Annotated in this window: 9 protein-coding genes and 1 pseudogene; 6 read left to right on the top strand and 4 right to left on the bottom strand. The window is 70.2% G+C overall.

What is annotated here, in order from left to right:
- Positions 1 to 42 precede the first annotated feature (42 nt).
- Entirely contained in the window at positions 43 to 1302 is a 1260-nt protein-coding gene (locus tag AB0M95_RS06335) for an ABC transporter substrate-binding protein (protein WP_363760276.1), read from the bottom strand.
- A 130-nt stretch (positions 1303 to 1432) separates the two neighbouring features.
- Here AB0M95_RS06335 and AB0M95_RS06330 point away from each other — a divergent pair, with 130 nt between their 5' ends.
- From AB0M95_RS06330 to AB0M95_RS06320, 3 genes are all read left to right on the top strand, one after another.
- Complete coding sequence (locus tag AB0M95_RS06330) at positions 1433 to 1939, top strand: PadR family transcriptional regulator (protein ID WP_358515947.1); 507 nt, start codon at positions 1433 to 1435, stop codon at positions 1937 to 1939.
- 37 nt (positions 1940 to 1976) lie between these two features.
- Positions 1977 to 2744, top strand: coding sequence for an ABC transporter ATP-binding protein (locus AB0M95_RS06325; protein WP_363760273.1), 768 nt, complete (start codon positions 1977 to 1979; stop codon positions 2742 to 2744).
- Between the two features lie 134 nt (positions 2745 to 2878).
- Positions 2879 to 5152, top strand: a complete 2274-nt coding sequence (locus AB0M95_RS06320) for an FtsX-like permease family protein (protein WP_363760270.1) — start codon at positions 2879 to 2881, stop codon at positions 5150 to 5152.
- Between the two features lie 61 nt (positions 5153 to 5213).
- On the opposite strand, the gene treS is transcribed toward AB0M95_RS06320, so the two are convergent.
- Together treS and AB0M95_RS06310 are read right to left on the bottom strand one after the other, a co-directional pair.
- Complete coding sequence (gene treS / locus AB0M95_RS06315) at positions 5214 to 6914, bottom strand: maltose alpha-D-glucosyltransferase (protein WP_363760267.1); 1701 nt, start codon at positions 6912 to 6914, stop codon at positions 5214 to 5216.
- A 285-nt stretch (positions 6915 to 7199) separates the two neighbouring features.
- A complete protein-coding gene (locus AB0M95_RS06310; protein WP_363760264.1) occupies positions 7200 to 8960 on the bottom strand; it encodes an asparagine synthetase B family protein in 1761 nt (586 codons plus the stop codon).
- A gap of 466 nt (positions 8961 to 9426) precedes the next feature.
- Between AB0M95_RS06310 and AB0M95_RS06305 the strand changes: the two genes are divergently transcribed.
- Complete coding sequence (locus AB0M95_RS06305; RefSeq protein ID WP_363760261.1) at positions 9427 to 11907, top strand: hypothetical protein; 2481 nt, start codon at positions 9427 to 9429, stop codon at positions 11905 to 11907.
- On the opposite strand, the pseudogene AB0M95_RS06300 reads toward AB0M95_RS06305, so the two are convergent.
- Positions 11857 to 12193 (bottom strand): annotated as a pseudogene (locus AB0M95_RS06300) (hypothetical protein); the annotation flags it as partial. The gene AB0M95_RS06305 and the pseudogene AB0M95_RS06300 sit on opposite strands and share 51 nt — an antisense overlap.
- A 169-nt stretch (positions 12194 to 12362) precedes the next feature.
- Here AB0M95_RS06300 and AB0M95_RS06295 point away from each other — a divergent pair.
- Positions 12363 to 12908 carry an RNA polymerase sigma factor gene (locus AB0M95_RS06295; protein WP_363760258.1) on the top strand — a complete coding sequence of 182 codons (546 nt, stop codon included), beginning with the start codon at positions 12363 to 12365 and terminating at the stop codon, positions 12906 to 12908.
- A complete protein-coding gene (locus AB0M95_RS06290) occupies positions 12908 to 13867 on the top strand; it encodes a hypothetical protein (RefSeq protein ID WP_363760255.1) in 960 nt (319 codons plus the stop codon). The genes AB0M95_RS06295 and AB0M95_RS06290 overlap by 1 nt, the downstream gene beginning before the upstream one ends.
- Positions 13868 to 14028 lie beyond the last annotated feature (161 nt).

The raw sequence follows: 14028 nt of genomic DNA, 5'->3' as shown, positions 1-14028 counted from the left end.
ATGAAAAGGGATGCGGGATGAGAGCGGGGGGATCGCCCCCGCCTATGGGGTGCGAATGATCTCGCCGAGTTCCTGCTTCAGGGCGGCGACGGTCTCGTCGCTCGGTTTCCTGAAGTCGAGCGCGTCGGAGACGGCACTCGACATCGCCAGGCTGACCTGGTCGTAGTTGGAGCTGGCCGGTCTCGGCCGCGCTGACATGATGCTCTCTTTGAGCACGGGCAGATATGGATAACGCTTGATCAGGGCGGGGTCGTCGTACAACTCCGACCACACCGGGGGGAAGGAGCCGTCGGTGAGCACGCTGCGCTCGTTCTCCAGCCCCGTGAAGTAGCGGATGAACTCCAGCGCCGACTTCTGGTGCTTGGAGTACGCGCTGATGGCGAGGTTGTTGCCGCCGAGCGAGCTGGACCCGGGCCCGTGCAGGCCGGGCAGCCGCGTGACCGCGAACTTCCCCGCGAGGGCGGACCGCGTGGCCGGGCCGTAGGCGTGCGGCCAGTTGCGGGCGAACAGCAGCTTGCCCTCCTGGAACGCCAGGCGGGACTCCTCTTCCTTGTAGGTCAGGGCCTCCTGAGGGATCCACCCCTCGCGCAGGCCGTTCACCAGGAAGTTCAGCCCGGTCGTGGCCGTGCCGAGGTCCATGGTCACCCTGGTGCCGTCCGGGCTGAGGATCTGGCCGCCCGCCGACTGCACGGCCTCGGCGAAGTTGACGGTCAGGCCCTCGTACGGCAGGAACTGGCCGGCGTAGCCGTCGAGCTTGTACTTCTTGCCGAGGCGCGTGGCCTGGTCGCGGAGCTCGGCCCAGGTCTTGGGCGGCTTGAGGCGCTCGCGGTCCAGGATGTCCTTGCGGTAGTAGAGCAGCCCCGCGTTGCTGGTGTAGGGCACCGCGTAGAGCTTGCCGTTGTACGTGGCCGTGTCGACGACCGGGGGGAGGAATCGGTCCAGCTTGAACAGGCCGCCGTCGAGCGGGACGATCCAGCCGGCGTCGGCGAACTCCGCGGTCAAGACGACGTCCAGGCCGAGCACGTCGTAGCGGTCGCTCCTGGCCTGCAGGTTGGCCACCATCTGCGCACGCTGCTCGTCGGCGGCCTCCGGGAGCTCCAGCAGCGTGACCGGTTCCTTGGGGTGGGCGCGATTCCACTTGTCGATCAGGGGCTGCAGGTAGGCGGTGGTGTCCCGCCCGGTGGCGAAGGTCATGGGGCCCGTGCCGTCCGCGCTTCCGGCCTGGCCTCCCTCGCGCTCTCCCAGCCCCGCGCAGCCGCCGAGCAGCAGTGCCGCCAGCAGCAGGGGGGCGAGGGGCCGCACGTGTCCTCCGGGTTTTGTTTGGGTTACATGCGTGTTATGTAGATGCATGCATGTTATGCATAGCGGTAAGGTGACCGTCAACGGATAACCCCGTAACGCTCAGGTAACGTGAAGCCCGAGGAGGTAGGGCGTGCGGCTCTCGCTGCTGGCGCTCCTGGCGAAGGAACCTGCCCACGGGTACGAACTGAAACAGGCGCTCGAGCAGATATTCGGCAGCGCCTATCCCTCGCCAAACATCGGGCAGATCTACGTCACGCTCGGCCGCCTGGAGAAGGACGGCCTGGTGCGCGGCGTCGACGTCGAGCAGTCCAACCGCCCGAACAAGAAGGTCTACTACTGCACGGCCGCCGGACGCGAGGCCCTCGACGAGTGGGCAGAGTCGCCGTCCGAGGGCCCGCGGGTCAGGGACGAGTTCTTCATGAAGCTCGTGCTGGCCCCCATGACGGGAATCGCGGACCGCATGGCGCTGATCAACAGGCAGCGCCGTCATTACCTCGCTATCATGCGCGATCTGGTAGAAGTCGCCGAGCAGACCGACCAGGACAACCGCGCGGCGCATCTGCTGATCGAAGGCGCCATGCTCCACCTTCAGGCGGACCTCGACTGGCTGGAACGCTGCCAGGAAGAGCTGGCCTGATGCGGTAGAAAAGTATGAAAAGTGGTGATCGAGCCCCGTGAGCCTCGCCAATGAGCCCGGCACGACGAGCGCTGCCGTTCAGGCTGTCAACCTGGTGAAGGTCTACCAGACCGGAGGGCTGCCGGTGCACGCCGTGCGCGGCGTCGACCTGCGGGTGGACCGGGGCGAGTTCGTCGCCATCATGGGGCCGTCCGGGTCCGGCAAGTCCACGCTCGTCCACATGCTCGGCGGGCTCGACAGCCGCACCAGCGGTGAGATCTGGGTGGACGGCAAGCGGGCCGACACCCTCAACGAGAGCGGCTGGGCCATCCTGCGCCGCCAGAAGATCGGCTTCGTCTTCCAGTTCTTCAACCTGGTCGCCAACATGACGGTCGCCGACAACGTCGAACTGCCCGCCCTGCTCGGCGGCTCGTCCCCCCGGCACGCCCGCGAGCGCCGCGAGTACCTCCTGGGCGAGCTCGGCCTCGTCGACAAGGCCGACGCCTCCCCGGCCCAGCTCTCCGGCGGCGAGCAGCAGCGGGTGGCGCTGGCCCGCGCGCTCGCCAACCAGCCCCAGGTCCTGCTCGCGGACGAGCCCACGGGCAACCTCGACAGCCGCAACACCAAGGACGTGCTCCGCCTGCTCGGCCAGGTTCACCGGCAGGGCCAGACGATCGTCATGGTCACCCACGACGCCCGCGTCGCCGGCCTCGCCGACCGCGTGGTCACCCTCCTAGACGGCATGATCGTCGACGACGGCGCCATCGCCCCGCCCCGCCGCCGCACCAAACCCGGCGCCGGCGACGTCGTGGAACTACGCGGATGAGTGTGTGAGGGCGCGCCGGTGCTCTGGAGGAGGAGGGAGGAAGGGTGAGGAACGAGCCCTTCCGAGTGACGACGGAAGAGCGCCGGCTCAAGGCGCCGTCACACCGCGCGAACGGAGAGAGCGCAATAGGCAGGGTGAGCGCCATTAACACGGCGGAGAGACGCTGGATCAAGGCCGATCTGCTGGCGCGGCGCGGCCAGGCGGTGCTGACCGTCCTGGCGGTCGCGGGCATCGTCGGGGCGCTGATCACCGCAGCCACCCTGCTGGAGGACGGCACCAACCCCTGGCGCGGGCTGTTCACCCGGGGCAACGGCGCCCACGTCTGGATCCACACCAAGGACGCCCCCGACCCCGCGACGCTGAAGGCCCTGGACGGCGTGACCGACGTCGCGGGTCCGTACCGCAGCGCCCCCGCCACCCTTGTACAGGACGGCAAGAAGACCCCGGTGGCGCTCCAGGAGATGCCCGCCGCGCTCCCCGCCGTAGGACGCCCCATCGTCCGCGAGGGCGGCTGGCTGGACCCGGACGTTCCGGCGGGCGTCGTCGTCGAGCGCTCGTTCGCCAAGGCCCTGGGCCTGCGCCCCGGCGCCTCCTTCCCCGCCATCGGCCTGAACGGCGCCGACCACGCCCTGACCGTCGTCGGCCTCGCCGAGAGCGGCGACCAGGGCTTCTACCCCGAGTGGACCCCCGGCCTGGCCTGGACGCTGTCGACCACCCTCCGGCAGGTCGAGCCCGCCCTCGGCCGCAGCGAAGCCGTCACCGGACTGCGGCTGGCCGACCCGGACGCCACCTCGCTCATCGTCCAGCGGACCATCACCGCCCTGGCGGGGCAGGTGCAGCGGGCGACCACCTGGCGCGAGGTCCAGGCGTCGATGGAACTCGACAACCGGCTCCTCGGCGTGATGCTCGCCCTGTTCGGCGTGGCCGGGCTGGTGGCGGCGGCGCTGGCCATCGCCAACGCCGTGGGCGGCCGCGTGCTCGCCCAGCAGCGCGACATCGCGACGCTGAAGTCCCTCGGCTTCACCCGCCGCCAGGTCGTCCGCATGCTGGTCATCGAGCACGGCTCGCTGGGGCTCGCGGGCATCGCGCTCGGCGTGCTGTGCGGCCGGCTGATCACGGCGTACACGCTCGCCGAGACGGTCGTCGTCCCGCTTTCCTCGGCTCCGCTGGTGGCGATCACCTTCGGCGCGGTCCTGATGGTGCTGGTGGCCGTCTGGCTGCCCGCCTGGAGCGGCGGACGCACCCCGCCGATCCCCGCCGCGCCGTCCGCGCCCCCGCGCGGCCACCTGTCGCGCATGGCCCGCGTCGCCCTGCTCGTACGGCTGCCGCCCGCGCTGGTGCTCGGCGCCCGGGACGCCTTCACCCGCAGGCTCCCGGCCCTGCTGACGACGTTCGGCCTGGCGATCCCCATGATGATGATCACCATCGGCCTGGGCTGCTGGGCCACGCTGGACGCGTTCCGCAGCCATCCCGAGCAGGTCGGCCAGGCCGCCGCGCTGACCGTGCGTCCCGGCAACCTCACCTCCGACGCGGCCAACCGGCTCGTGCTCGGCAACCCCGACGTCGTCGCGTCCTACCCCGGCACGGAGGTCGACACCGTCGTCCCCGGTCAGACGCGCACGGTCCGCACGCGGGCGCTCGGCACCGTCGCCGACCCCTACCCGTTCTCGGTCGTCGAGGGCCGCATGTTCCGCGAGCGGGGGGAGGCCGTGGCGGGGCAGGGCCTGCTCGACCTGCTGAACGTGCGCATCGGCGACCGCACGCGCCTGACCATCGGCGGCACCCCGCTGATCGTCCAGATCGTCGGACGGGTGCTGGAGCCGGAACAGGACGGAGAGGTGCTGTCGGTCGCGCTGGACAGCCTGGCCCCCAAGGACGCGCTGCCGCCGCAGTTCTTCGGCGTGGTGCTCCGACAGGGGGCCGACCCGGCGGTCGTCCATGCCCGCCTGCAGTCCCAGGGGCTGGAGGTCACGCAGGCCGTCAACCTCGCCGACCGGCTGTCGGTCATCCGCGTGATCATCGTCCTGCTGGTGGTCGTGCTGGCGCTGCTGGGCCTCGCGACCATGCTCACGGCCAGCGCGCTCGGGCTGCGCGACCACGCCCTCGACCTGGCCGTGCTCAAGGCCATGGGCCTCACGCCGCGCCAGGTCATGGCGACTCTGGTCACCGGCACCGGGCTGCTCGTGGTGCTCGGTGTCGGCGCGGGGGCGCTGGCCGGGGCGGCGGTCTCGTCCGGGCTGATCGACCTGCAGGGCGCGGCCAGCGGCATCGGCGCGGGCATCGGCCGCGCGCCTGGGGCGGCGACGCTGCTCGTCGCGGTCCTCGCGGCGGTCGGGGCGGCGCTGCTGGTCGCGCTGATCCCCGCCCGCAAGGCCGCCCGCGCCCGCGTCCCGGTGACCCCCCGCTAGAGGTCACCGGGATCTTCCGGGCGTAGTACGACCGGCTCAGCGCTCGCTCAGGAGAACCAGCTCAGCGCTCGGTCAGGGAGAACCAGTAGAACCCGTGGCCCGGCAGGGTCAGCAGGTACGGCAGCTCGCCGATCGCCGGGAAGGCCACGTCACCCCGGCACTCCACCGGCGTGAGGCCGGCGAACCGCCGCAGATCCAGCTCCACCGGCTGCGGGTGCCGGGAGAGGTTGTTGACGCACAGCATGCGGTCCTCGCCCTCCTCCCGGACGAACGCCAGCACGGCGTAGTTCGGCGACCACAGCTCGGTGTACGCGCCGGTGCCGAACACCGGGTGGGCGCGCCGCACCTCCAGCATCGTGCGGGTGAAGTGCAGCAGCGACGAGCTGTTCTTCTGCTGCGCCTCGACGTTGACGGCCTGGTATCCGTAGATCGGGTCCATGATGGCCGGCAGGTACAGACGGCCGGGGTCGCCGCCGGAGAAGCCCGCGTTGCGGTCCGGGCTCCACTGCATCGGCGTGCGGACCGAGTCACGGTCCTCCAGCCAGATGTTGTCGCCCATGCCGATCTCGTCGCCGTAGTACATGACCGGCGACCCCGGCATGGACAGCAGCAGCGCCGTGAACAGCTCGATCTGGTCGCGGTCGTTGTCCAGCAGCGGGGCCAGCCTGCGCCGGATGCCGAGGTAGGCCCGCATGCGCGGGTCCTTGGCGTACTCGGCGTGCATGTAGTCCCGCTCTTCCTCGGTGACCGTCTCGAGCGTCAGCTCGTCGTGGTTGCGCAGGAAGATGCCCCACTGCGCCGTGTCCGGGATCTTCGGCGTGCGGGACATGATCTCGGAGATCGGCTCGCGCGACTCCCGCCGCACGGCCATGAAGATGCGCGGCATCAGCGGGAAGTGGAACGCCATGTGGCACTCGTCCCCGCCCCTCGTCGGGTCGCCGAAGTACGCGACCACGTCCTCGGGCCAGCCGTTCGCCTCGGCGAGCAGCACCCGGTCCGGGTACAGGCGGTCGACCTCGGTCCTGACGCGCTTCAGATAGGCGTGGGTCTCGGGCAGCCCGGAACAGTCGGTGCCCTCACGCTCGAACAGGTACGGCACCGCGTCCAGGCGGAAGCCGTCGATGCCGAGGTCGAGCCAGAACCTCAGCACCTCCAGCATGGCGTCCTGCACGGCCGGGTTCTCGTAGTTCAGGTCCGGCTGGTGGTGGAAGAACCTGTGCCAGTAGTACTGCCCGCGCACCGGGTCATAGGTCCAGTTCGACTCCTCGGCGCCGACGAAGATGATCGGCGCGTCGGGGTAGCGGGTCGGGTCGTCGGACCACACGTAGAAGTCGCCGTACGGGCCCGTGGGGTCGTGCCGGGAGGCCTGGAACCACGGGTGCCGGTCGCTGGTGTGGTTCATCACCAGGTCGGTGATGATGCGCAGGCCCCGCTTGTGCGCCTGCTCGATCAGCTCCATGAAGTCGGCCAGGTTGCCGAACTCCTGGAGGATCTTCGTATAGTCGGCGATGTCGTACCCGCCGTCGCGCAGCGGCGACTCGTACAGGGGAAGCAGCCACAAGCAGTCGACGCCCAGCCACTGCAGGTAGTCGAGCTTCTCGATCAGACCGCGCAGGTCGCCGGTGCCATCGCCGTTGGAGTCACGGAAGCCCCGGACCAGCACCTCGTAGAAGACGGCTCGCTTGTACCACTGGGGGTCGGACGAGACGAAGTCCTCGGGAACCGATTCCGGACATGATTCCGGGCATGGTGAAGCGCTCATATGGTTCGCTCGCATTGGGAGAGTAGGGCATGCAAACGGAGGGGAACGCGCCTATGGAGCCGTCATCCCTGCGGCTACCGCCCGACGCCGTCACCGAAGGGGTAATGCGGTGCGCGGCGGCGTGTTTCAGCGCTGTTTCGCGGAAGACTAGCAGGCCATTAGGGCCATCCGGAGACGATCAGCGCTCGTCTCCCCGACGCCAACCGCGTAATCGCCCGCAGTCCGGGCTTTGCTCACGTAAAGGCGTGAACACGCACGGTGCCGAGCGCTGGTGGAGGGAACGTTTCACGACGCGGCCTCCCACGGAGGTGTGAGGTCCCCGAGCACGTCCTCGTAGTCGGTCAGCCAGGAACCGAAAAGCACCAGGCTGCGCAACCAGAACCGCGAGTTCCACGACCCGAACGCCGTCAGCCCGTCCGGCCCCTGGGAGATCGCCTCCAGCATCGGGGCGGACATCAGGCTCGGCACGGCCGCGGCGACCTTGCGCAGCATCCGGTGGTTCCACTCCCGGGCCGCCGGGCCCGCCGAGCGCAGCGGCACCCGGCGGTGCGGCAACGCGCCGTTCGTGGACGGCAGCGACGCCACCTTCGGGTTCGCCGCCCACAGGATCTCCCGGTAGAACCGGCCGCCCTCCTTGCGCTCCACCGGCACCGACAGCGCCGCGTCGAAGAACTCCGGGTGCAGGAACGGGAAGACCGGCGTGACCTCGGGGCCGACCAGGTTCACGGGGGAGCGGGCGATGCCCCGGGCCGTCCGGGTGTGCAGCACGCTCAGCGGGAGCTCCGACCTGTGACCGCGCAGCATCGACGTGGCCTGCGCGAATGCCGACCCCACCCGGTCCTCGACGAAGGCGAGCGCTTTCTCCGAGAGCATCGGCATGTGCGGCTCGCCCGTGGACAGCGCGGCCAGCAGGGCGGTCTGGCGGTCGGCGGAGGTCCCCGCGCCCACGGCGTCCGCGGTGATCAGGAAGTTCTTCATCAGCGGCCCGCCCGCCAGGCCGTCCACGACCGGACGGCCCGCGGCGTGCACCTCGCGTGCGAACGGCGAGTACCAGGCATGGTGGCTGGTCAGGTACTCCAGCCTGCGCGCCGCCCACCGCGCCTCGTCGGGGAAGGCCGCCGCGTCCTGCGGGACGATCCGGTGCGGGATCTCCAGCACGCGGGTCACCATGCGGGCGAAGTCGATGTCGTTGTCCAGGCCGTCGTCCGGGCTGGTCGTCCACGATTCGACGTCGATCCGGCGGACCTTGGCGACCGACGCCAGCAGTCGCGAGTCGTACCCGCCGCTCACCGGTACCAGCAGCGGCCGGTCGTCGTACGGCTTCAGCGCCTCGTGCAGCAGCGCCACGATGTCCCCGGCCGTGACGCCGCGGTCGAACGGCTCCTCACGCACCCAGCGCGGCGTCCGCCTCTCCACGATGATCTTCCGCGCGGTCCGGGACCAGACGAGCGCCGTCGAGCCCGGCAGCCTCCTGACCTGCTTGTACGGCGTGGCCTCCAGCAGGGGGTAGGTCAGCTTGAGGATCGCCGCCCACGCGTCCCAGTCCACTTCGTACGGCCTGCGCGCCAGCGCCAGCAGCGGCTCGATGTTCCCCGCGAAGTAGACCGCGTCCCCCTCGGCGAGGTAGTACACATCGATCAACCCGAACGCCCCGGTGTGCAGCGTGACGGCGTGGGCCTCGTCGATCAGCCCCGGAGCCTCGTAGGTCTCCGCCACCGCGAGCCAGGGGAGGGGCCTGTCCGGTCTCCGCTCGGCCCAGGCGAACCGCGTGGTGCCGTTCGCCGAATCGGGCGCGCTCGCGGTCCGGTCAGGGGCGGGGGCGCTCGCGTACGGGACGAGGCTCGGAGCATCGGCCGTCAGCGTGGAGGTGCTCGCGTACGGGACGAGGGGCGCGGAGCTGAACAGGGCCGCGCCGGGGGACCGGTGGACCTCGCGCACCGACGGGCCCGCCTGCGCCAGCACCGCCAGCCGTGCCGGGTCGTAGCCTCCGATCGCGCCGCACACGTACGGCCGCGCCTGGTACTCCGGCCACTTCCCCTTGCGCACCGGCCTTCTCCCCTCAGCGCCCAGTTGAGTACGTGCCGAGTGTACGGATTCCTCCACCTCCAAGACGGCCCACAAGGCAAGCCGCTGGTCGGAGGAAATGGTCCTCGCTCCGCACGGGTCTGTGTCGATCCGGGCGCCTCCGCCGCCGTGTGGCGGGTCGAGGTCGTGGGAGTTCGTCTTTCGTGCGACGAGCGGTCGCAACGCTCCCGGCCACGGTTCATGGGGTATGACTGTTGCGGCAAGTCCTCTATCTGCGGGTCTGTGGGGTACCACTGCGGCGGTCAGTCTTCCGTGGTCGATGTGCTCCCCGAACATGGCACCCCCTCCTTCGGCCGTTCTGGTGTTTGGTCAGGTGGACGGCTCGATTCCCCCTGGTTGACGTTTCTCTGCTTCTTTCGGGTTCGAGGTGGTGGGGTGGGATCTGCGAGTATTCTGCCTCGACGGCTTTCGGGGACACGGTGATGGCATGAGCGAAGAGTTGGAGAGCACCCGGCGGGCCCTTGAGGCCGCCGTGGCGGCCGCGTCCGGTGCCGCCGAGCTCACCCGGCTGCTGGCCGACTACCAGGAACGGCTGGCGGCGGCGGCCGTCTCGGAGGCCGAGGCGTTCACCCGGCTGAAGGAGACCGAGGCCCGGCTCAAGTCGGCCGAGCGGCAGGCGACACAGCTCGCCAAGAACCTCGCCGAGCAGAAGTACCAGACCGAGGTCGCCCTGTGGCGCCTGGAGTCGGTGCAGGAAAGCCGATGGTCCAAGCTCGGCGACGCCATCCACACCAAGAAGCCCGGCGAGGTCGCCCGCACCCTCCGGGCCCCGATCAGCAAGCGCCCGGCGCCCAAGCGCGCCGACTTCGCCCCCGCCCCGCTCGACCCGCCCCCGGCCGTCGCGCCCGTCGCCCCCAACACCGCCGGTCCCGCCGTCTCCACCGCGATGGACGAGCACTTCGTCGTGCCTAAGGGCCCGCTGACCAGGCCGTACCTCACCGTCGCCGCCATCGTCGACCGGCGCTCGGAGGCGCTGTTCCGCTACGAGTGGCGTCAGGTGACCAACTTCGGCCCGGACAACTGGCAGGCGATGCTCGACCAGCACCGCCCGCACCTGCTGTTCGTGGAGTCCGTCCAGGCCGGTCCCCTCCAGGGCAACGGCGGACGCTGGCTCGAGGAACTGGCCGGGCGTACGCGAGGGCTGCGCGACCTGATCGAGGAATGCGGACGGCGCGGCATCCGCACGGTCTTCTGGCACTCCGGCGGCCCGGTGTCGGTCAGTGTCCCAGTGGCGTCGTACTTCGACCACGTCCTCGCGACGTCCGAGGCCCGCGCCCGCGAGTGGCGCGCCGCGCTGCGCCACGACCGCGTCACCGTCCTCCCGATAGCCACCCAACCCCGCGTCCACAACCAGATCCCCGCAGCCGAAGGCCGCAAGGAAGTAGCCCTCCTAGGCACCGCAGTCCAAGGCGCACTCCCTGCCGACTTCCCCAAGCCCTACCTCCCCACCCCCACAACGGGAGCCGCCACTCTGAGCACGGGAGCCGCTGCGCCGACCGCGGGAGCCGCCCCGACTCCGGGTGCCGTCCCCCAGAGCGCGGGAGCCACCCCGACCGCGGGAACTGCCACCCCGAGCACCACCGCTCCTCGTCCGGGGGTGCGAGAGGGTGCCGATGAGGGCGGTCCGGCGTACGGAGGAGTCGCTTCTGGTACGGCCGGTGGGGTCGGCCGCGCGGATTCCTCAGCCGTGCCCGGCACGGGTGCTCCTCGTCCAGGGGGGCGAGAAAGTGCCGATGAGGGCGGTCCGCGACCCGGTGCGGCGTACGGAGGAGTCGCTTCTGGTAGCACCGGTGGGGTCGGCCGCACGGGTTCCTCAGCCATGCCCGGCACGGGTACTCCTCGTCCCGGGATGCGAGAAAGTGCCGATGAGGGCGGTCCGCGACCCGGTGCGGCGTACGGAGGAGACGTGCTCCTCGCCGCGCCGTGGGGGCCGTTGATCACTCCGAAGGCCACGTACGACGATCTGCTGACGGCCTACAGGTCGGCCGCGCTCGTGCTCGCCGGGCCGGACGCCGACGCGCGGACCATCGAAGAGCTGTCTGCCTGCGGCACCTCCATCATGCAGCTCACCGCCCCCATCGCGACCGACGAAGACTCGCTACGCCGCGCCCTCACCTCCGTCCAGGAGTACCTGGCCGCAGAGGACCAGTCCGCGGCCGAAGCCCACTTGGCCTGGCGCGCCACGATCTCGGTCACCCCGCTGCTCGACCCGATCATCGCCACCGCGGGCCTGCCGTCGATCCGGAACGCCGTCTCGATCACCGCCATCACGGCCGTCTCGGACCCCACCGAGCTCGACCACGTACTCGCCCAGCTCCACCGCCAGGCCCACGCTCCCGGCCAGCTCGTCATCGTGGCCGAAGGCCTGGACGCCGCCACCGTCGAGAAGTCCGCGCGAGCCGTCCACAGAGGTGACGTGATCGTCCGGGAGACCGGCGCGCCCGCCACGAGGGGAGCGGCCCTCGACCGCGCCCTGAGGCTCGCCGACGGCGACCTGGTGGCCGTCCTGGACCCCCGTGACCTCTACGGCGAGCACTATCTGGCCGACCTCGTCCGCTACTTCGCCGCCGTGGACGCCGAGATCATCGGCAAGTCGTCCTACTACGCCCACATCCCTGGCACCGGCGCCACCCTGCTCCGCGGCCCCGGCACCGAGCACCGCTTCCTCCCCGAGCTCGCCGGCGCCACTCTCCTGGCCCGCCGCCCCACCCTGACCGACCTCGGCATAGCCGACGTCTCCGACGAGTGGGACGAAACCCTGATGCGCCAATGCCGCACCGACGGCATCCGCGTCTACTCCGCCGACCGCTACTCCTACGTCCGCGTCCCCCCGGCCGCGAACGAACGCCTCCTGTCCTCATCCCACCTCCAGGGCTACACCCCGGCCGAACCTTTGGCCATGATCTGACCTGGGCTCTGCCCGGAGGAACCCGTCTTGCTGGCGGGCGATGACGTGGAGGTTGTGGACGACCGCGGGGCGTCGTAGGTCGAACAGGTTCTTGCGGGTGCCGCGGTAGCGGGCGCGGCGGCCTTGCCAGCCGTCAGGCCTTGCAGTAGATCTCCAAGCCGGCAGGACGCTCGCGGACCAGGGCGGAGGCCAGGTAGGCCCGGTCGATGTGCAGTTCGGTGAGCGTGGCATGCTGGGCGGCCAGATCGGCGGCGATCTGATCGGTGACGGTGGCTTCGGGCACCGACGGGACCATCCGGGTTCGGCCCTTCGCTGCGGCGGGATAGCCGCGAAATTTCTCCGCCCTGGCACGAAATGATGGCCTGACTCCCTACATAGGCACAGATGTCCGTACATCAAGGCTATGAAGGAGGCGGCCATGGGGATGCCGAGGAGACCGGGCGCGGGACCAGTCCGTGCGTAGTGAGCCGGCCAGGTTCGAGTCCTTCTACCGGGAGGCGTATGGCCAGATCACGGCGTACGCGGCCCGCCGCTGCCACTCGCCGCAGGATGCGGCGGACGTCGTGGCGGAAACCTTTGCCATCGCCTGGCGGCGGATGGGCGAAGTGCCGGATGGAGAGCAGGCCACACTGTGGCTGTACGGCGTGGCGCGCAAGGTGCTGGCCAACCACTATCGGGTCGAGGTGCGCCGCCAGGCCCTCAGTGTGGAGCTCGACGCCGAAATGGCCGACCTGTACCAGGCCGCGCCCGACAGCGGGGTCGAGCTGACGGCGATCGCGCAGATCTTCCGGGCCTTACCGGACACCGATCGGGAGCTGTTGTCCCTGGTCGCCTGGGAGGGACTGGACCGACAGCAGATCGCCACCGTGCTCGGCATGTCGCGCAACGCCGTACGCATCAGACTCCACCGCGCCCGCAGGCGCTTCGCCCGCGCGCTCGCCGAGGCGGACGTGCACTTCACATCTGAAAGCCGGTTGGCCCCCGCGGAGGGACATCTGTGATGAAGAACACCGACGACATCGACGAGATCACACGTGCGCTGGCCCGGGTGGAACCGGGCAAGCCGGGAGGGCACGCCTCCGATGTGGGGGCGCGGAAGCTGCTGGCCTCAATCGCCGCCGAGCAGCCCGGCCCATCCCCCGTCCGCCCCCGCCGGCCCCCTGCCCAGCGGCTGGCCCTGGGACTGGCGGGCGCGGGGCTGCTCGCCGTGGGCATCGCGGTGGGGCCGAGCCTGCTGAAGGAGAGCGGCACCCCCTCCTACGCGGTCACCAAGGAACCCGACGGTGTCGTGTACGTCCAGGTCCGGGATTTCCGCGACAAGGCGGGACTGGCGAAGCGGTTGAAGGAGCTCAACGTCCCGGCCATCGTCGACTACGCGCCCCCGGGCCAGTGGTGCAAGGAACCGCGCGGAACCTGGGTGCAGGACATCCCCCGCGGCCTGTACTCCGTGCCGGAGAACATCCCCGGGGAGGAACACAGCCAGGGCTGGCAGATGCGGATCGACACCAAGCTCTTCAAGCCCGGCCAGACGTTCGTCTGGACGATCAGCGACCACAGCACCAGCACGATCCTGATGAGTGGGCCGGTCGCCCCGTGCGTTCTCGTGCCCGACAAGTCACACGAAGCGAAGGTGGGCAAGTCCGACTACCGGACGGCGACCTCGAAGGGCGGCTCGCTCGCCGATTTCCGGGTGGACGAGAAGACTGTCGGGGAGGTCCTGCCCGAGCTCAAGAGGCGCGGGCTGAAGGTCACGTATCTGATCATGGAGGTTGCGCCGGACAACCCGGGCGGCTACGTCGAGCTCCGCACGCAGACCAAGCCCGTCGGCGACGACTGGATCGTCTGGGAGGCGGAGGAGTCAATCCGCGAACCGGGGCTGATCCGCCTGCTAGTCACCGACAAGCGCTTCGACAGGAACCCTGTCTATGGTGGTCCACGCGACGATGTCATCAAGGAATAGTCCTGCCTGGGCAGCCATGCCATATTCCGGCCCTCGGTACTGGTGAGGTCGGGTATTCAACTGTCGCGGGTTCTCGATGCTGAGGGGCGCGGTTGTGACTGACCGTGATCTCCAGGGGCAGATCGGTCTCATGCGCCGCTGGAGTACTCAGGACCTGTGGG

Source organism: Sphaerisporangium sp. NPDC051017 (genome assembly GCF_040683095.1).
Classification (GTDB): domain Bacteria; phylum Actinomycetota; class Actinomycetes; order Streptosporangiales; family Streptosporangiaceae; genus Sphaerisporangium.
This window is presented reverse-complemented; position numbering and strand designations above follow the sequence as displayed.